Source organism: Ruminococcus sp. OM06-36AC, from assembly GCF_003438725.1.
GTDB lineage: Bacteria > Bacillota > Clostridia > Oscillospirales > Ruminococcaceae > Ruminococcus_C > Ruminococcus_C callidus.
On the sequence record NZ_QSTT01000005.1, the window covers coordinates 42733 to 63270 of the forward strand.

14 protein-coding genes are annotated in these 20538 nt (G+C 49.7%); 2 read left to right on the plus strand and 12 right to left on the minus strand.

Going from position 1 to position 20538, the window contains the following annotated elements; translation table 11 throughout:
• Positions 1 to 115: 115 nt before the first annotated feature.
• The 5 genes from ptsP to DXB92_RS06060 form a co-directional block, all read right to left on the minus strand.
• A complete protein-coding gene (gene ptsP, locus DXB92_RS06040) occupies positions 116 to 1750 on the minus strand; it encodes a phosphoenolpyruvate--protein phosphotransferase (RefSeq protein ID WP_117733142.1) in 1635 nt (544 codons plus the stop codon).
• A gap of 15 nt (positions 1751 to 1765) precedes the next feature.
• Positions 1766 to 2308: an inorganic diphosphatase gene (locus DXB92_RS06045; RefSeq protein WP_117733144.1), complete on the minus strand. Its 543-nt coding sequence runs from the start codon at positions 2306 to 2308 to the stop codon at positions 1766 to 1768.
• 36 nt (positions 2309 to 2344) lie between these two features.
• The gene (locus DXB92_RS06050) at positions 2345 to 2602 is read right to left on the minus strand and encodes an HPr family phosphocarrier protein (protein ID WP_021682345.1); all 258 of its coding nucleotides are present in this window, start codon (positions 2600 to 2602) and stop codon (positions 2345 to 2347) included.
• A 231-nt stretch (positions 2603 to 2833) separates the two neighbouring features.
• Positions 2834 to 5002: a PTS transporter subunit IIABC gene (locus tag DXB92_RS06055; protein ID WP_117733146.1), complete on the minus strand. Its 2169-nt coding sequence runs from the start codon at positions 5000 to 5002 to the stop codon at positions 2834 to 2836.
• A gap of 121 nt (positions 5003 to 5123) precedes the next feature.
• On the minus strand, positions 5124 to 5969 hold the full coding sequence (locus DXB92_RS06060) for a PRD domain-containing protein (RefSeq protein WP_117733148.1): 846 nt from the start codon (positions 5967 to 5969) through the stop codon (positions 5124 to 5126).
• A gap of 694 nt (positions 5970 to 6663) precedes the next feature.
• On the opposite strand from DXB92_RS06060, the gene DXB92_RS06065 reads away from it, so the two are divergent.
• The gene (locus DXB92_RS06065; RefSeq protein ID WP_117733150.1) at positions 6664 to 7284 is read left to right on the plus strand and encodes a metal-dependent hydrolase; all 621 of its coding nucleotides are present in this window, start codon (positions 6664 to 6666) and stop codon (positions 7282 to 7284) included.
• Positions 7285 to 7399: 115 nt separating this feature from the next.
• Here the strand turns inward: DXB92_RS06065 and DXB92_RS06070 are convergent, their stop codons facing one another.
• The 4 genes from DXB92_RS06070 to DXB92_RS06090 form a co-directional block, all read right to left on the minus strand.
• On the minus strand, positions 7400 to 8086 hold the full coding sequence (locus DXB92_RS06070) for a response regulator transcription factor (RefSeq protein WP_117733151.1): 687 nt from the start codon (positions 8084 to 8086) through the stop codon (positions 7400 to 7402).
• Positions 8083 to 9507 carry an ATP-binding protein gene (locus tag DXB92_RS06075; protein ID WP_117733153.1) on the minus strand — a complete coding sequence of 475 codons (1425 nt, stop codon included), beginning with the start codon at positions 9505 to 9507 and terminating at the stop codon, positions 8083 to 8085. The genes DXB92_RS06070 and DXB92_RS06075 overlap by 4 nt, the downstream gene beginning before the upstream one ends.
• A gap of 88 nt (positions 9508 to 9595) precedes the next feature.
• On the minus strand, positions 9596 to 11917 hold the full coding sequence (locus DXB92_RS06080) for an HAD-IC family P-type ATPase (protein WP_117733155.1): 2322 nt from the start codon (positions 11915 to 11917) through the stop codon (positions 9596 to 9598).
• Positions 11918 to 12305: 388 nt separating this feature from the next.
• The gene (locus DXB92_RS06090) at positions 12306 to 14531 is read right to left on the minus strand and encodes an AraC family transcriptional regulator (protein ID WP_040648188.1); all 2226 of its coding nucleotides are present in this window, start codon (positions 14529 to 14531) and stop codon (positions 12306 to 12308) included.
• 415 nt (positions 14532 to 14946) lie between these two features.
• Here DXB92_RS06090 and DXB92_RS06095 point away from each other — a divergent pair, with 415 nt between their 5' ends.
• Positions 14947 to 18084 carry an RICIN domain-containing protein gene (locus DXB92_RS06095; protein ID WP_117733161.1) on the plus strand — a complete coding sequence of 1046 codons (3138 nt, stop codon included), beginning with the start codon at positions 14947 to 14949 and terminating at the stop codon, positions 18082 to 18084.
• Positions 18085 to 18398: 314 nt separating this feature from the next.
• Here DXB92_RS06095 and DXB92_RS06100 read toward each other — a convergent pair whose 3' ends face one another.
• Genes DXB92_RS06100 through DXB92_RS13575 form a run of 3 tightly spaced genes read right to left on the minus strand, consistent with a single transcriptional unit; the run spans position 18399 to position 20420 of the window.
• Positions 18399 to 19091, minus strand: a complete 693-nt coding sequence (locus tag DXB92_RS06100) for a dockerin type I repeat-containing protein (protein WP_117733163.1) — start codon at positions 19089 to 19091, stop codon at positions 18399 to 18401.
• 16 nt (positions 19092 to 19107) lie between these two features.
• Positions 19108 to 20253: a dockerin type I repeat-containing protein gene (locus tag DXB92_RS06105; protein ID WP_117733165.1), complete on the minus strand. Its 1146-nt coding sequence runs from the start codon at positions 20251 to 20253 to the stop codon at positions 19108 to 19110.
• Positions 20254 to 20282: 29 nt separating this feature from the next.
• Positions 20283 to 20420, minus strand: coding sequence for a hypothetical protein (locus DXB92_RS13575; protein WP_181976932.1), 138 nt, complete (start codon positions 20418 to 20420; stop codon positions 20283 to 20285).
• Between the last annotated feature and the right edge of the window lie 118 nt (positions 20421 to 20538).

Here is a 20538-nt window from a genome sequence, read left to right on the forward strand (position 1 = left end):
GCATCTCCTCTTGGTTGATTTTATCTCTATTATACCACACTTTTTGCAAATACGCAAACAAAATGCTGCCGCACCAGATACAGGTACAACAGCATTTTTTATATCAGAATCATGTTCACTTCCGCAGATCCACATTCCGCACAGCGTCCCGCACTTTCAGCACGAACGCCGGCGAAACGGAAAGTTCGTCAATGCCCATTCGCAGGAATGTTTCCGTCAGCGTAGTATCCGCTGCCAGTTCACCGCAGATGCCGATCCACGCACCGTTGGCGTGGGCGTTCTTGGCACTCATTTCGATGAGCCGCAGAATCGCCTCGTGGTGAGTGTCGATGAACGGTTCAATGTCCGGATTCTGCCGGTCGCAGGCAAGGGTGTACTGTGTGAGATCGTTGGTACCCACGCTGAAAAAGTCCACCATAGGTGCCAGACGGTCGCTGATAATGGCAGCCGCCGGCGTTTCGATCATGATGCCCAGTTCCATGGTGTCGGAATAGGTCACGCCCTGCTCCCGCAGTTCCGCCTTGACTTCCTCACAGATGGCAAGGATCTTTTCCAGTTCGGACACGCTGGTGATCATGGGGAACATAACTCCCAGATTGCCGTAAATGGACGCACGATACAGTGCCCGCAGCTGCGTCTTGAAGATCTCCGGTCTGGTCAGGCAAATGCGAATTGCACGGTAGCCCATTGCCGGATTGTCCTCTTTTTTCAGGTGGAAATAGTCCACCTGCTTGTCTGCACCGATGTCCAGCGTGCGGATAATGACTTTCTTCCCCGCCATGCTCTCCAGCACACGCTTGTACGCCAGAAACTGCTGTTCTTCGTTGGGATAGTCATTATTTTCCAGATACAGAAATTCGCTCCGGAACAATCCGATACCGCCGGCATCGTTGAGCAGCACTGCACCGATATTGTCCACACTGCCGATGTTGGCATAGATGTTGACCTTGGTGCCGTCCCTGGTGACGTTTTCCTTGCCTTTCAGTTCCAGCAGCAGACGCTTTTTCTCCTCGTCCGCCTGCTGCTTTTCCAGCAGCCGCCGGCGAGTTTCCTCGTCCGGTTCCACGAAAATCTCACCGGTAAAGCCGTCTACGATCGCCTCCGTGCCGTCCTGTACCTCTTTCAGAAAATCGCTGCCCACACCGATGACTGCCGGAATGTTCATATTCCGAGCCAGAATCGCTGTGTGAGAGTTGGACGAACCGTGTGCCGTCACAAATGCCAGTACCTTGTCCTTATCCAGAGAAACAGTTTCGCTGGGGGCGAGGTCGTCCGCACAAATGATGTGCTTTTCGCCGGAATCTTCCTGCACAGCAACGTTTCCCGTCAGATTGGCAATGATGCGGTCGGAAATGTCCCGCACGTCAGCCGCACGAGCCTGCATATAGGCATCGTCCATGGCGGAGAACATCTCGGCGAAGTTGTCCGCCGTAATGGAAACCGCATACTCAGCATTGACTTTCTGGGTATCAATGATGTTCTGAATGCTCTCGTTGTAGTCGTCATCTTCCAGCATCATCATGTGGATCTCAAAGATCTGAGCATTGGTTTCACCCACTTCTTTCAGTGCCTTTTCATAGATCGCCTGTAATTGTTCTGCTGCTGCGGCTTTGGCAGCCTCTACTCTGGCTTTTTCCGCTTCGGTGTCTTTCACGGAAGTCCGCTGAATCAAGGTATCCTGCTTCTGAAAAACAGAGATCTTTCCCATAGCGACAGCACCGTACACACCTTTTCCGGTAAACTTTTTCATGATTCCGATTTCTCCTTACGCCTCTGCGGTACCGAACTTTTTCCGGTAATTTTCCATTGCCTTTTCCATGACTGCCACTGCTGCCATCGGTCCGCCGATGTCCTTGACTTCGGTCTGCTTGCCCCGTTCCAGCTGCTTATACACCGAGAAAAAGTGCATCAGTTCCTCAAAAATATGCTTGGGCAGTTCGCTGACATCGGTATAACTCATATAGGTGGGATCGCCATAGGGAATGGCAATGATCTTCTCATCGCCCATGCCGCCGTCCTCCATGGTCATGACACCAATGGGATAGCTTCGCACCAGTGTCATAGGCAGGATCGGCTCGGAGCAGAGCAGCAGCACGTCCAGCGGGTCGTGGTCGTCTGCATAGGTTCTGGGAATGAAGCCGTAGTTCATGGGGTAGTGCGTTGCCGTGAACAGCACTCTGTCCAGCGACAGCATGCCGGTTTTCTTGTCCAGTTCATACTTCATATTGCTGCCCATGGAGATTTCCACGACAGCCATAAAATCTGTGGGATAGATGCGTTCTTCATCAATGTCATGCCAAATATTCATGGATTTTTCCTCCTATATGAATGTTTTTCCGAGAACTCAGAGGTTCTGCTGGAAGAATGCCTGCATCTCTGCGAAAGCGGTTTCCTCGTCTGCACCGTCAACAGAAACGGTCACAGTGTCGCCGCACTTCACGCCCATGCCCATGACTGCCATCAGCTTGGTCAGGTTTACGGACTTGCCGCCCTTTTCCAGTGTGATAGTGCTCTGGAATTCCTTTGCCTTCTTTGCCAGCAGTCCTGCCGGTCTTGCGTGGATACCTACTTCGTCCTGAATGGTGTAAGTGAATGTTTTCATGAGTAATTCCTCCTAAATAAATTTTATTCTAAGGAAACACTGAATAAAGCTTGTACGCAAGATGCGTAGTCAGATTTTTCGGCAGATTGCTCAGAAATTCCGCAGGCATACTCGATGTATGGCAAGGGATTTCTGGGCAATATGACGGAAAATCTACACGCAGATTGCGTGCAAAGCTGATAGGCGGGCTTTATTCAGTGTTTCCTTAACAACTGCAAAAGCAGTGTTGGTTTACTTGGTGATCTGAATTGCAGTCGTTCCAACGGAAACAGTTCCCTGTGCCACCGGTGTAACTGCGGCGTAATCGTCTACATTGCAAACCAGCATCGGCGTGGTCAGCTTGTAGCCTGCGGCGGTGATTGCTTCCATGTCAAAGCTGATGAGCAGGTCGCCCTTCTTGACTGCCTGTCCGTCACTGACATGTGCCTCAAAATATTTTCCCTCCAGCTTTACGGTATCGATACCGATATGCATCAGGATCTCCACACCGTCTGCGGAAGTCATATTCACAGCGTGCCTGGTGTCGAATACGGTTTCAATGGTGCCGTCACAGGGAGCGTACAACTTGCCCTCTGCGGGACGAATCGCAATGCCGTCACCGAGAATCTTCTGCGAGAACACCTCGTCCTCCACTTCTTCCAGCGGAATCGCCGTACCGTTCATGTGTGTGCACAGTGTCAGGCATTCTCCGGAACCAGCCGCCTTTTCTGCGGGAGCAGAATTCTGTTCCGGTTCCGGCTTGGTTTCTTCCACAGTAGTTTCTGCTTCGGATTCTGCAAACAGACTGTCCAGATGCTCTGCTTCCGGCGTATCCATGAAGTTTTCCAGATTGGACTTGATAACAGATACTTTCGGACCATAGATAACCTGTACACCGTTGCCCTTGTGAATAACACCGGAAGCACCGCTGGCTTTCAGCATGGCATCGTCTACCAGTTCTGCATTCTGTACTGTTACCCGCAGGCGTGTTGCACAGCAGTCCAGATCGGACAGGTTTGCCTTGCCGCCCAGACCTTTCAGTACCATTGCACTGACCATGTCTACAGCCGCACTGCCGCCTGCTTTTTTCTCTGCCTTTGCCGCATTAACATCGCTTCTGCGATAGAGTTTCGGCTCTACATCGTCCGGTTCTCTGCCCGGTGTTTTCAGGTTCAGCTTGGTGATCATAAAGTAGAATACGAAGTAGTAAACAACTGCATAGACCAGACCGACAACCACGATCCAGATCCAGTGGGTTTTCGCATTGCCCTGTAAAATACCGAACAATGTCAGGTCAATGGCACCGCCGGAGAACGTCATGCCGACACCAACATTCAGAATGTGCATCAGCATATAGGACAGACCAGCCAGTACGCAGTGTACGGCATACATCAGCGGAGCCACGAACAGGAATGTGAATTCCAGCGGTTCGGTGATGCCGGTAATCATAGAGGTCAGGGCTGCGGAAAGCAGCAGGCTTCCGACCATCTTTTTCTTTTCCGGACGAGCCGCACGGTACATTGCAAATGCCGCAGCCGGCAGACCGAAGATCATGAACGGGAACTTACCGGACATGAAGCGTGTCGCAGAAACGGAAAATTCTGTTGTAGACTTGGAAGCCAGTTCAGCAAAGAAGATGTTCTGGGCACCGGAAACCATGTTGCCGTCGATCATCATGGAGCCGCCTAGTTCTGTCTGCCAGAACGGCATATAGAATACATGGTGCAGGCCAAACGGAATCAGGGCACGTTCCAAAATGCCGTAGATCCATGTACCGGCGTAACCGGAGCGAAGCACCAGCGTTCCCAGATGAGAGATACCGGACTGTACCACCGGCCACAGGAAGAACATGATGACACCAACGAACAGGTACACCACGGTAGAAATGATCGGCACGAAACGAGTACCGCCGAAGAAGGAAAGCACCTGCGGCAGTTCAATTTTATAGAACCGGTTGTGCAGAGCCGCTACGCCCAAGCCAACCAGAATACCGCCGAACACGCCCATTTGCAGTGTGGTGATACCCAGCACAGAGGTGGTGGAGTTGGCTGCCATTGCTTCTACGCCGCCCTTGGCAGAGATCAGAGCACTGATCGCGGTGTTCATGACCAGATAGGCGATCGCACCGGAAAGAGCAGCGACTTCCTTTTCTTTTTTCGCCATGCCAATGGAAACACCCATGGCAAACAACAGTGCCAGATTGTCAAAGACGGCACTTCCCGCCTTGCTCATGATGTCCAGAATGGTGTAGAGCAGTCCGCCCTCATAGATGATGTTTCCCAGATGATAAGTTTCAATTGTAGTGGCATTTGTAAAGGAACTTCCCAAACCCAGCAGAAGCCCCGCCACCGGCAGCAGTGCAATGGGAAGCATGAAGGAGCGTCCCACTCGCTGCAATACGCCGAAAATCTTGTCTTTCATTACAAAAGTCCTCCTAAAAATAATGTTCTGTATCTTCACGCCGGAATCATTACTAGGGCAATACCGCACAAAGATTGTGCGGTATTGCCCTAGGTACCAGTTGTAATGAAATCAAGCGTTTTTAACGGGATTCGCTGACTTTTTTCAGGTGGAACGCCAATGTCATCATTTCGTCCTCTGAAATTGTGCGTGCAAAATTTTTCAGGATATAATCCTGCAGGCACTTGGCACAGCGATAATGTTTTTGGAATTTCTGCCGGACAAAGCTTAAAATCTCCTCGTCCCGACTAAGCACATTGGAGAATTCCTGTGACTGGAACAGCCGCTTCGCCAGATACTTCAGATGTACCAGAAACCGTTCGTAAGAAACGGTGGTCTTGTCCAGCTTTCCCTGATAAAAAGTATCTGCAATTTCTGCACAACCATTCACCAGCTTTGTAATATCCGGAACTTGTCCCATGTTGGTATGCAGCCGTGCGTTGATGATATGCATGGCAATGAAGCCGGCTTCGTCTTTGTGAAGCGATATTCCCAGCTGCCGGCGGATTTCTTCCAGACAATAGTTTCCAAGAGCAAGTTCCTCCGGAAAACAATCGTGAATGGAGTCCATCAGCGGATTGGCAAAATTGATTCCCTGCTTCTGCCGTTCGATCGCAAAACTGATATGATCGGAAAGGCTGATCATCAGCGACTCTTTCAACACTTCCTGTGAAAACTGTTCAGAAATATGATCGACCAGATCTGATGTCAGACGGATATGTTCGTAGGGGATTTCCGCCAGACATTCCACCATGCGTTTCCGCAGGGCAGAATCAGCGATCATATAGATTTTCTGGATCTGTGCCGAATCCACTTCGTCGCCGCGTTTTTTGCCGAATCCGATGCCCTTTCCGGATATGATCTGTTCTTTGCCTTTTTTATCCAAAGCACATACTGTGTTGTTATTGATAACTTTGATAATTTTCATAAAGCACCTCAAAATGGTATAAAAAAAGCCAACCCCTATACCGCGTCCATTTTGCGTGCATAAAAGTTGGTGATGCCCAATCAGACAAACTTGTCGAAAGGTAACATTCCAATATTTCAATTTTCGGAATTCTGTATCAAATTCACTATAAACAGTTTACCATGTAGAAGGATATTTGTCAAGATGCTACAGCGAATTGCCGCAGGAAATCTCTTTTTTCACCAAAAGTGACACTTTCTATTTGTGCGATAATGACAAAAATTCCGTTTTGTTCCAGTTCGGCAAAGGCGTTTCTCCGTGAAAACGAACATATTCTGAAAAAGAATTCCACGAAAAACTTCTCTCCTGCCTTCCATGATCTTGAAAGTGGATTTACACAAACACTGCTCACGGAAATCAATTTTCAAAAATATGTTGATTTAAATTGTGTCAAATTATGAAGTTTGACAAGTGAGGCTCCCCTGAAAGGGGAGCTGGCAGTGCGTAGCACTGACTGAGGGGTTCCCACTTATGCCGAAAACATCGCAAAAAGATTTTACGAAAAAACCTCTCCACCGCCTAACGGCGGTCCCCCTCCCCTTTCAGGGGAGGCTATCATGAAAATTGATTTCCGTGAACACTGCTCTTACAGCATTGACTTTCAACACAAAATATGCTACAATAATACAAAATTCACCACAAAGGAACTACAACTATGCTTGGAAAAACACACATGATGGTGGGCATTGCCGCAACGCTTGCCATTACGCACCCTGACACACTCTCCGGATTTGTCACCGCGGCAGGGATCGGAGCCATCGGGGCACTGATCAGCGATATTGACGTAGGCACATCTTCCTCCCACCGCGATGCAAACAGGGTCATTTTCCTGACGATTGCCGTCGCTGTCATCTTTCTGGCAGTGGACTACTTCGGGAAATTCGGACTGGTGCAGACCATTCTGCAAAACAGCAGCATTGTGCGAATTCTCCTTGGCGTTGCCCTCTTTCTGGTGGTCTGTGCATTCGGAAAGGAAACGCCGCACCGTTCGTTTATGCATTCCTTTACGGCACTGGCAGCACTGGACGCTGCCCTGTGCCTGATCTATCCGTCTATCGCAGTCTACTTTACCATTGGGTTTCTGTCGCACCTTGCGACGGATATTTTCAACAAGAAAAAAGTCCGCCTTTTGTATCCGATGAAAGGCGGCGTATGCCTGAATCTCTTTCACGCCTACGGCACTGCCAATACAGTGTTTTTCATTGCCGGCTGTGCGGTTACGGCTTTGGAAACGATCCTGCTGTTGGCGCGGATCGCCGGGAATTTTACAGCGTGAGGAATAATTTTAAGGCAATACCGCACAAAGAGCGTCTGGCGACTTTGCACGCCATCTGCTTGCAGATTTTTCAGCAGATTGTGTGCAAAAAATAACCACACGTCTGATTCATCTCCTATGCATGAAACCGATACCCGGCACCCCAGATGGTTTCAATATACTTGGGATGTGACGGATCATCTTCCAGTTTTTCCCGCAGCCGGTTGATATGTACCGCAACAGTGGCATTGTCCCCCATTGCGTCCATGCCCCAGATGCGTTCATACAGGGTTTCCCGATCAAATACCGTGTCGGCATTGGTCACCAGAAACAGCAGCAGTTCATACTCCTTGTTTTTCAGGGCAACCTCCTGCTCCCGCACAAACACACGATGCGACTTGGGACAGATTCGAATTGCTCCTGCCGTGATCTCCTGCTGTCTTTCCTGCGGAGCTTTCAGCCGCTGATAGGTGGCAATATGTGCCTGCACCCTCGCCACCAGTTCCCCGGGAGAAAAGGGCTTCACAATATAATCATCTGCCCCCAGTCCCAGCCCGCGGATTTTGTCGATGTCCTCCTTTTTTGCAGTCACCATGAGAATGGGAATGTCCAGCCGTTCCCGCAGCTTCCGGCACAGCGTAAAGCCGTCCAGCTGCGGCAGCATCAAATCCAGCAGGATCAGGTCAAAGCTTTCTTTCTGAGTCAGGTTCAGTCCGGACACGCCGTCTGTGGCAATCGACACCGTGAACCCATTGATCTCCAGATAATCCCGTTCAATTTCCGCAATGGCGGCATCATCTTCGATAATACAGATATGGCTCATTTGGAAATTCCCTCCTTTGGAATGGTCAGCAGAATTCGCAGTCCCTTGGGCTGTACATGTTCCGCCCGAATGGAACCGCCGAACCGTTCCAGAATTTTTGCAGTGATCGCCAGTCCCAGCCCGCTGCCCTTTTGTGGATTGCTCCGTGAGGGATCACTGCGGTAGAATACATCAAACAATTTCGGCAGATCCGCCTCCGGCACGCCCGGACCGTTATCCGCTACGGAAATGGTCACGTCCGATGCTGTTTCCGTACAGCAGATGTGTACCTGCACTTCGGAGGCATCTTTGTACTTCAGGCTGTTTTCCAGCAGATTGGTCAGGGCATTCCGGAATTGCACCGGATCGGCATAGACAGTACAGTTTTCCGGAATCGGATCCAGTGTAATGTTCATGCCCTGTCTGGCATATTCTTCAGCATATGCTGCCAGCAGACTGTGCAGAGCCTCCGCCAGCGGAATCGATTCCGGATAAAACGGGTTGTCCCCTAAATCCAGCTTGGAAAACAGGAACAGCTTATCCACCATGCGGTCAATATCATTTGCCTTTTCCCGAATGGTCTGCATGTATTTCTGCTGTCGTTCCGGTGTCTGGGCAATTCCCTCGATCAGTCCTTCGATATACGCCTTAATGGAAGTCAGCGGGGTTCGCAAGTCGTGCGAAATGCCGGCAATCAGTTCTTTCCGGCTGCGTTCCTCTCGATGAGTTTGCTCAATAGACTGCTGCAGCCGTTCTGCCATGTGGTTGAAGTCCTCACATATCGGCAGGAACTCGTCTTTTTCTGTGTAGGTGATGCGATACGACAGGTTGCCGTCTCGAATCTCGTGCACACCGGAAGTCAGAATGTCCAGCGGTTGTTCGATTTTCCGGAACACAAATTTCGTGAGAAACCGGTTTGTGACCAAAACTGCCGCCACGATCAGCACCGCCAGCACCACGATCAGATATTTTACGACGACTTCATTCCACGTGCTTTCCTGCACCGGTGCAAAAAAGGCAATGTAAATGGTATACGTCTTATCATTTATAGAAACCGGCTCTACATAGACATTGCCGCTGGACAGGGCATGCAGCGGCATATCTGCCAGTTCTTCCTCTCTGTCCCCCATGGAACAGATCTGCATATTCCCTTCATAAATTTGCAGCTGAATGCTCTGGGTCTGGATATACTTTTCCACCGTCTGATACAGCGTAGAGTCCGACAGCTTCTCGTGGTCGGTTTGCAGGAATTCCTCCGCCTGTTTCACCAGCAGGTGTTCCAGATGCACCGTATTTTCTCCGTGAACAGTTTCGTCCATGACCTGCTTATAAAACAGGTTCAGAAACAACAGTGCAGAAACCGCTACGACCAGAATGCTGACCAACGCCGGAATCAATAGCATAAATAAATTCGAAAGAAACAGCCGTTTCTTAATTGTCAAGTTTTTCACCCTCTTTGAAAACAACTGTTGAACGATATATCTTACGCACAAGCTTTGTGCGGTGTTGCCTTAACACTTTTTTATTATATCACGTATCTCCTGATTCGTCAATTTGGAAAGCGGCTGCACCGGCAGTTTCTTTTCTCCGAAACACCGTTCGCGACAGAATCTGTTCCGTCAGGACTGCCAGAATTGCCAGCAGGACAAAGAACAGCAGTGTCGTAGAAGTGGGTACGGCAAGGTGGAGAATGTCCAGATGCAGCAGATGATCTTGCAGCCACAGGCAGAGGGCAATGGCTGCATAAAATCCCGCTGCGGAAGTCACTGCAAAAAACGCTTTGATTTTGGTAAAAGGCTGGCACATCTTGAAAACGCCCAGCAGTCCCACCGTACCGATCAGCAGGAACAACAGTGCATTTGCCTGTGTCTGTTCACCGGACAAACTGAACAAGCCCATGACATGAAGCAGCAGGTAAAACAGGAAGCAGACACCAATGGCAATGGAATTCGGGGCGGCTCGCCGAATCGCCTCCGGCAAAAAGCGGGTGCGAACCGGACGGGAATCCGGCAGGAACGACAGGAAAAACGACGGATACCCCTCAATGATCAGATCGACCAGCGTGATCTGAATCGGCACGAACGGGAACGGTGTATTGGTCAGCAGACAAATCGCACAGAGCAGGACGGAGTACAGCGTTTTGATGAAAAAGACACCTGCAGACCGTGTGACATTGTGTACCACACGCCGGCCCTCCAGCAGAACATCTTTCAGCACGGCAAAGTCCGAATCCAGCAGTACCAGCTGTGCCGTCTGCCGTGCGGCATCGCTGCCCTGTCCCACGGAAATGCTGCAATCCGCCTCTTTCAGTGCCAGCAGATCGTTCACGCCGTCGCCGGTCATGGCAACGGTGTGCTTCTGCCGGTGGAACGCCTGTATCAGCTGCCGCTTTTGCTGCGGTGTCACTCTGCCGAAAACTGTGTACTGCTGTGCCGCCGCGTCGATCTCCGATTCATCTATGACACGCATATCTACCCAGCGTTCCCCGTGAAGAATCCCTGCCTGCTGGGCAATGGCAGAAGCTGTCACCGGATTGTCGCCGGAAATCAGCTTGACAGAAACACCCTCCCGCTGAAAGTCGGCAATGGTTCTCGCAGCGTTGGCACGAAGCGGATCTGTCAGCACAATCATTGCCAACAGCTGCACCGCCGGCAGGGGCTGATCCTTTTGCACAGTCTGACGAGTGATGCCTGCCAGAAGCACACGCTTTCCGGTACGCTGATATTCCAGCAGTTCCGGCAGCGTAGTATCCGGACAGAGCTTTTCCGGTGCACCAACGACAAACGTTCCCACGCCGGAAAAGGTCACAGCACTCCACTTTCGTTCAGAGGAAAAGGGAATCTGCTCTGTGACAGACAAGGTATCCATACCGGAAAAATAACCGTGCATGGCCTGGAACGTGGCGTTGTTGTCCTGCGTGTGAGTCAGGAAATTCCCGATCCACTCCTGAAACAATGCCTTGTCCGTTTCCGGAAACAGCACAGCGTTTTCCACCTGCATTTTTCCCTCAGTCAATGTGCCGGTCTTGTCCAGACAGAGCACGTCTACATGTGCCAGATTTTCCAGAGAATAGAAATCCTGCACCAGCACATTTTTCTTGGACAACGTGATGATTCCAGCGGCAAGGCTGATGCTGATCAGCAGATACAGCCCTTTCGGCAGCATGCCCAGCAGTCCGGCAGAGGTGCCCACAACTGCATCATACAGCGAACTGTCCCGAAACAGCAGTGCCTGCAAAAACAGCAGAATGCCAAGCGGAACAATGCAGAAGCTGGTCAGACGGGTGACTTTCCGCATGGAGCCCACCAGTTCCGAATGCATGGCTTTGGTTTTCTTTGCCTCTTTGGTCAACTTGGAGGCATAGCTGTCGCTGCCCACGCGGAGCACCTGTGCTTTGCAGGTGCCGCTGATCACGGAGCTGCCGGACAGCAGAGAGTCCCCTTCCTTTTTGAAAATGGCATCGGATTCGCCGGTGAGCAGGGACTCGTTGACTTCAATACCGCCGGAGGTGACAACGGCATCTGCACAGATCTGATTGCCGCTTTCCAGCAGCAAAATGTCCTGCTCCTGCACCTCCGCAATGGGAATGGACAGGGCTTCCCCGTTTCGCTCTACGCAGGCGTTGGGCTGTGACAACAGTGTCAGCTTTTCGATCAGCCGCTTGGCTTTCAGTTCCTGTGCAATGCCAATGATCGTGTTCATTGCCACAACCAGTATAAAAAATAAGTTGGACCACGCATGGACAACGATCAGGGAAATGGCGATCAACAGATTCAGCAGATTGAACAGGGTACAGATATTGTCCCGAAAAATCTGTGCCGTGGTTTTGGCAGCGGTTTCTTGTTTTTTCATGTGCAGATTTCCTTTCTGTTTGTTCTATAGGAAACACTGCATAAAGCCCGCCTGACGGCTTTGCACGCAATCTGCTTGCAGATTTTTCGGCAGATTGCACAGAAATCCCTTGCCATACAATCAAGTATGCCTGCGGAATTTCTGTGCAATCTGCCGAAAAATCTGGCTACGCATCTTACGCACAAGCTTTATGCAGTGTTTCCTATACATTTAGTTTATCCGTTCCGTTGTAAATACCCATAAACGAAAGTTAAACAGAAGATAAATTCACGTACACGCAGAAAAGCTACCCTCTGGAGAGAGGATAGCTTTTCACAGTTTTTATGATATTAGAGCTTGGGCAATACCGCACAAAGTCCGCTAACGACTCTGTGCGGGGTTTTCTTGATTATTCAGCATTTCCCTTTGTGCGGTACTGCGTAGGTGTCATGCCGGTTTCCTTTTTGAACTGCTGCATGAAGTAGATCTCGCTGTGATAGCCGCACTGTTCGGCGATCTCCGCAAGGGTATTCTGCCCGTCTGCCAGCAGTTTTTTCGCCATGGCGATTCGGGCAGCGATCACATCGGACATGGCACTGACACCGAAATTCTGCTTATACAGCCGCTGAAAATAGGCACGGCTCAACAGCATCATCTGTGCCATATCTGCGATGTTCCAGTTTTCCTGGGGACGGCTGTAGATCTTTTGCCGGAGCGTGTTCATGTTCTTCCAATAGGCAAGCTGCTTTTCCTCCTCCAGCTGTTTCTGTGCAATGACATGGTCCACATAGGCGATCAGTTCCGCAAGGGATACCGTCTGGCTGACTTTTTCACAGAAGCAACTCATCAGCAGCTTAACATGCACACCGGATTCCCTTTCTTCCAGATGCTGATTGCAGTACTGCTGAATGGCATCGATATGCGTTCTGCCAGCATCAAACCGGTAAGAATAGGAACCGATCAGATAAAAGTGGTCGCCGTTGCAGCGGCAGCAAATTTCGTTTCCCAAGCAGCTGCTGCTGAGGGCATCTGCCACGGTCATCAGAATTTTATCCCCCACGTTGCTGCCCTGTTTCCGGTTGATCTCGTGCAGATTGTAAATATCCACTGCCACCAGCAGGAACTTCTCCCCGTGCAGAATGGACTGCTCGTAAATTTCAGAGGACAACTCCTCGAAGCCGCGGCGGTTATAGATTCCCGTAAGCGGGTCGCGAATGGCAGTGAGGTGGATCCGCCCGCTGAACTGTTTCAGATAGTTTCGGATACGCATGGTTTCCAGAGCCGAGCTGACATATTCCGTCCACGTCAGGAACTGCTTGTCCAAGCTGTACTGTTCTCCCTCGAACTCCACCGCCAGAAATCCAAAGCAGCGGTCCTCATAGTGCAGCGGAACCAGATGATAGGCAGAGGGCGTTTCCGGATTCTGCAAAATTTCCACCAATTCCCGCAGGTGGACGATCTCATAATCGGAACTGCCGTACACCTGCCGGAACAGAAAAAATGTGTCCGGATACCCTGCGGTGCGGTATGTGCTGCCATTGGTGCTGATGATGCCGTCCCAGTCTTCGCCGATACAGAGGTAGAACACCTTGATGCGGCGAATCAGGTATAGCACGTGGTGCAGTTCTTTCGCAAATTCCATCAAGTTGTCCGGTGCGGAAATTTTCTGAATCATGCCGCTGTACTGAAGCAAATAAGCAAACTTCAGCTGCTCTGCCAGATCTCGCTTGTATCCGGCAAACACACCATTTCCGGACATGGTACAGCCGCAGCTTTCCGCAGGCTCCAGCACTTCCGGTCGGCATGGAATGGGAGTACAGATTTCACCGGTGATTTCGTAGTGCAGCTGACAAACGCTGTTGACTCCCAGATTATAGTTCATGCTTGTCATACAAGTGATTGAAGGAACGTTGAGCATATTGGTCATAAACGGGTCATACCCCACGACTGCAATATCTTCCGGAACGGCAATGCCGCGTTTTTGCAGCGTGCGGATCAGAGCCTCTGCCATTGCCGCATTGGCACATGCCACCGCTTCCGGCATTGCAACACCGCCGTCTGCAATGGCATTCCCCAGCCGTTCGCCGGAGTGCACCCAGAAATCCCCGTAAAATATCATCTGTTCCGACACCGGAAGCCCGTGCTGCTGCATTGCATCCCGAAATCCCAGGACACGGTTGCGGGACTGGTGCAGTTCCGGCGGACCAGTCAGGCAGTAGATCTTACGCTTGTGGTGCACTTCGATCAAATGGTTCACCAGATCGCAGAAAATCTTCCGGTCATTCCAAAGCGGATACACTGCGTCACAATTTTCCTCGCCGATGTCCAGAAACGGCAAACCGGATTCCAGACAGATCTGGTCGATTCGCTGCCGCACCTCCGGCTTCTGAAACATGCCCTTTTGTGTGAGAATACCGTCGGCATACCCTTTGTGAAACAGTGAAAGAATATTCTCCTCCCCTGTCTGAAACGGCGTGTCACAGTTGGCATTGGAAAAAAAGGAAAATGTGACAATATCATAGCGGAGAGCATTCGCCTGCTTGGTGATGCCCTCTAACAATGTGTGATTGTACTCCGATTGCAGATCTGTCAGGAACACTGCCAGAATGCCGCGTTTTTTCGGGAATGCCTGCATGATTTCACCGCCTTTTCCTATGACAACACCGTACAAAACGTGTGTAATATTACTTTTAGGCAATACCGCACAAAGAGCGTCTAGCGACTTTGCACGCAATCTGCATACGTCAGATACGAAACAGACTCTCATATTTCAAAAAAATGCTCGTGAATACATCCAGTATTCACTCCGCTTTTTGTTTCATCTGACGAAAAATTTGACGACGCATCTGTCGCACAATCTTTGTGCGGTATTGCCTTTATTATAGCGGAAAAAGCGGCTGATGTCAATAAGAATTATAAGATATTATTCTCACAGCAATGAAATAATAGCACAATTTCTTATAAAATAGCATCATATCTGATTGAATTATCTCATGAACTGTGATAAAATATAGCTACAATCCACAATACCAAAACAGGAGGAATTGGAAATGAAACAACAGAGAAAGAACAAACACCTGCTGCCCGCCATACTGACCGTACTGGCAATTCTGAGCAGTCTGCTTGGAATTCTGCCGGCAGATTCTGTATCGGCTGCAGACGGGATCGCTTATCCGGCACAGGCGGTGCATTTCGGGGCGTACACCACGAACCGGAATCTGAACAATGCTGGCAATGCTGCCAACACACAGAAAACCGCCGGGGCCAATTCAGAGGACTGGCGTATTGACTATGTTTCTGCCGGCGTGTACCAAATTGTCAGTCTGGCTGACGGCAAGTATCTGACTGCCAACGGCACAGCATGCACACTGACGGCAAAGGCTGCTGGCAGCAGCCAGAACTGGAACATCGAAAGCGTACAGAAAGACTTCGAGGGATACGATCTGTACTACAAGATCACCAGCGTTTCCACCGGTGCGGCACTGACCTATTATCAGGGAAATAACACCATCGGGCTGACCGCATACACCGGTGACGGTGCCCAGAAGTGGAAGCTGAATTGCAGCGGACTGGAGGGGTACGCCGCAAATGCACTGGCAAATGGCAAGGAAAAAGCGGGAACCATTGGCGGTCTGCTGGGCGAAACCGTTTTCGTTTCCACCGCGGACGACTTGGAAAAACAGCTGAATACCACAGAACCGAAAACCATTGTCATCACGGCAGATATTGATATGCAGAACAAGTTCCACACCCGCATTCGGGACAACAAGACCATTGTGGGTTCTTACGGGAGCAAGACCATTTACGACTCTCAGTTCCGCACCAATGACACCTACGGTGCAGTGGACGACAATCCCAGCGACAACATCATTTTTCGGAATCTGAACATGATCGCAAAGAATGTGAAGAACCGGATCTTGATCAATATTTGGTCCTCACGTCAGATCTGGGTGGATCACTGCACGTTTATCTCCTACTTGCCCTCAGATCATACAGGAAACGGGCAGGACGAAGTGGGAAAATTCATTTGGCTGAACACCCCCTATGAAAGTTATCTGGACGCGAAAGACAACGGCAGAAGTCCGGACTATATCACGATTTCCTATAACACATTCAAAAATCGTTTCTGGACGGTGGCATACGGCACACAGAACAGTGAAACTTCCCGCTGCCGCACCACGCTGATGTACAACTGGTGGGACGAATGCGTCCGCCGCTGCCCGCAGATCGGAAACGGCAGCGGTCACATCTACAACAACTACTATTCCGGCGATGACAGCTTTTTGCCGAACAGCTGCAGCCAGATCATCAGCGGCGAGGGCTCCAATATGGTCAGCGAGAACTGCCGATTCCAAGCGGTTTCCAGACGGGAAATCATTGTACAGCCGGACACTTCTCCGTATCGGGACAGCGGTTCCTACACGGCGAAAAACAGTTCAGAAACCCCGACCAAGCTGAATTATACCGCAAAAATCACCAGCACATGGAACCCCAAGGACAACTACGGCTACACATTGTTAGATGCCTACAACACCAAGGGCACAGACACCAAGGATTTCTGCACCAAATACGCCGGTGCTGCATCATCTTCCGGCAAACTGAAATACATCACAGACAGCAGCCTGCAGACCTTTGCGGCAACTGTTTACACAGCACCGTTCCTGACGGACAGCTTTGATTCTGCCTATGGCAATCCGGTGACCGACTATACACCGGCAGTCTTGCAGGAAGGTGCAGTCTACATGATACAGAACGTCAACAGCGGGCTGTATCTGGAAGTGGACGGCGGAAAGGCTGCGGACGGCACCAACGTCCAGCAGTGGGGTGCAAATGAACCCGCAGCCCACAATACATGGCGGGTACTGTCAGACGGTGACGGCTATTATACCCTGTATCCCCAGATCGGTGACAAGGTGACCTACCTGCTGGACGTTGCCGGAAATTCTGCGGCAAACGGCACTAATCTCGGCATCTGGTCTGCCACCGATGCCGATGCACAGCGGTTCAAATTCTACGAAGCCGCAGACGGTGTCTATTACCTGCTCACCAAAACCAGCGGCGACCAGAGCTGCGTTGCCGTACAGGGAGCTTCCGCAAGTGCCGGAGCCAACGTGGTGGAATGGGCAGTCAATCTCTCCGACACTTCCCAGCAGTGGAAGCTGACACAGGTAGAGGACACCGGCTGTGTCATGGATACCACAAAGACATACCAGTTCCGCAATGCCAACAGCAATCTGTATCTGGAAGTGGCAAATGGAAAGGCTGAGGACGGCAGCAACGTGCAGCAGTGGGGTGCAAATGAACCCGCAGCCCACAACTCATGGACACTGAAAGAATTCGGCGGCGGATACTACTACATTCTCTCTGCTCTGGCAGACGGCAGGACCTACTATCTGAATTCTGCGGGAGAAGCAGACGGCTCCAACATCGAGATCCACACCAACAACAAGTCCAGCTCGCATCTGTTCAAGTTTGTCAAGAATCCCGACGGAACATATACGATCCTGACACGCACTTCAAAAGATCGGGCTGCTGTAGAAGTGGCAAACGCGGAGAAATCCAGCGGTGCTAATGTGCAGCAGTGGACGGTAAACGGCAACGCCTGTCAGAAGTGGGATGCAGTCGCCTTTACCACGACAGCTGCGACAACAACAACAACAACTACTACTACTACTACTACTACTACTACTACCACCACAACTACTGCCACTGCTGTAAAAACAACGGCAGCAACTGTCCCCACCACGACCACTACTAACACATCCAAAACCACTGCAACAACGACAGCGACCACACTGCCTGCGGCTACAGAAACTAAAACAGCTGCATCTACGCAAGCTACCGTTTCCGAAACCACCGCAGCCACGACTTCCCCCACAGAGCAGGACACCACAACTCTGTCCTCTGTGGAAACCACCGCCGCAACTTCTGCCACAACGGCAACCGAATCCTCTGGTACGTCCCCGACAACGGAAATCGTGATCTTCGGCGATGTCAATCTGGACGGAAAGGTGGACATTTCAGACGCGGTTCTGTTGAACAAGACGGTTGCCGGAACCATCAGCCTGAGCGAATCTGCCCAAAAAAATGCCGACTGCGACGGTGACGGAGAAACCGGCAGCAATGATGCAGTTGTGCTGCTGCGGTTTCTGGTGCACCTGATTCAAACGCTGCCCAGTACGGAATGACGCTGCATAATGTTTGTGCGGTGTTGCCCTAAGTCTGAAAAACCAATGCGGGAAAACGCCTTTTGAAAAAGAGTTTTCCCTTTGCATTACAACCAAAAAGCACATCACGTTCGCCAGACCAGCGGGGTCTGCTGCGATTCGCGATGTGCTTTTTCTGTTTTCGATATTTCGTTTCTGGTTTCTCCGAAAGCGTTTTGGGAAACAGCATCGTTGACAATACTTTCACACCTTCGTTTTCAGCCCTGTCGGATACAGCAATCCGGCAGGGCTGAACAAAACTCATTTTTTCATTTAGGCAATATTTCAAACGATCGTTATTTCACCGGCAGACTATCCACAGCATGCACCAAGAATTGCATCAGAGTAGTGACATCATCAATATCGATCTCGCCGCTGCCGTCGCAGTCCATGTTCTTTTTCTGCATGTCATTCACAGTCACACTGCCGTTGACTGCCTTTGCCAGCAGAACAGAATCCAAAAGGTTTACCTTTCCGTCCAGATTTACGTCCCCGCAAATGCCGGTATCGTCAGGCAGATAATTGCACTTTAAAAAATCAGCATAGGAACAACCGTCGTCCTCTGTAGATGCTATAATTTTTTCATATTCTTTCGCAAATGGACTATTGGGGTAGCAATATATTTGACGAATTTCATTAGGAGAACGAAGTGTTATTGACATTACAAACGTATTTAAATCCGTATGTTCATAGAACTTATTTTCCGGCGGAATGAAATCTTTTTCAAAAACAATTTTACGGCAAGGAAGTTGCGGCATTTCATCTATTCTTATCGTAGAACCGCTAATATGCAATTCGCGATTAGGATAGTCATAAGTCCATGTTGCACCAGATGCACAGGTTCCACTGGACGGATATTTTGAATCGTCTGTAGTTTCCATGTACGATGTTGCCGTTGCGACATCAACCGCTGCCGCCGGCAAAGCAAGGCAGTTCACACTGCCAATCAATGCGGAAAAGAGAAGTACGTTTTTCAAAATTTTTTTCATAGAAAACATCTCCTTGTTACTGCAATGGCAGACTATCCACAGCATGCACCAAGAACTGCATCAGAGTAGTGACATCATCAATATCGATCTCGCCGCTGCCGTCGCAGTCCATGTTCTTTTTCTGCATGTCATTCACAGTCACACTGCCGTTGACTGCCTTTGCCAGCAGAACAGAATCCAAAAGGTTTACCTTTCCGTCCAGATTTACGTCCCCGCAAATGCCGGTATCGTCGGGCAGATAATTGCACTTCACAATGTCAGCATATAATAATGTGCCGTCCTCCTCGTCTGTGATTGTCTTGATTTTTTCATATTCATTGGCAAACGGGCTGTTGGGATAGCAGTAAACATTGCTATCTCTATGCGGACGTAAAACAAAGGAGAATACAAAATCATTTGTTTCATCAGCTTGAGAATTATTGTTTTCCGGCGGAACGAAATCTTTTTCAAAAATCACCTTTTTATAAGGATAATCCGGAAATTCTGACTTTTTCATGGTAGAACCGCTGATATGCAATTCACGAGTTCTGTAATCAAATGTCCATGTTGCACCAGATGCACAAGAACCGCTTGTGGGATATACCGGATTCTTCGCCGTTCCAACAGATACGTATCTTCTCTTGCTGTAGTTGCCCTTTGTATATGATTTCCAGGCAAATCCATAGAACCACGAACCGTCCAGCCCGTAAAGAGCCAGACTATTTGTGACATTAGAAAAATCCAAGCTTGTTACACTCTCCGGCACTTCCAAAAAGCATTGCGAATTTTCACAGCCAAAGTAGTCATCTGTCATCTTGCCAACTTCTGTAATACCTTCTTCAAAAACAACAGTTCTTGCTTGGTAAACGGAAATTCTGGAATCTGTCAGCCACTCCGGAACAATGCTCGGGTTATTATATCCGTCTGTATCCCAACGGCTAACATAGTATTTTTCCATGCTGCCAGTACCAGAAAACGTCATTGTGGATTCACTCTCGTTGTACGTCCATGTGATGTTGTCCCCCTCTGCACCGCAGGTACCGGAATACACAACATCTGCTGCATCTGCCATTACAGAAGTGTTTGCCGTTGCCACATCAACCGCTGCCGCCGGCAAAGCAAGGCAGTTCACACTGCCAATCAATGCGGAAAAGAGAAGTACGTTTTTCAAAATCTTTTTCATAGAAAACATCTCCTTTCATGAAAAGAAAATTACAGTTTTACTTGTCCTGAAACGACTTTACCATACATTATAACATCCTGATCGTCCAGTCTTCCGTCACAGTTAATATCTGCGGAAAGTTTTGCGAGATCAATCGGGGCTATTACATCTTTCGAATTCTTTTTCATGTAAAACATTCCTCTCATTTTAGATTTAAGGCAATACCGCACAAAGATTGTGCGACAGATACGTCGTCAAATTTTTCGTCAGATGAAACAAAAAGCGGAGTGAATACTGGATGTATTC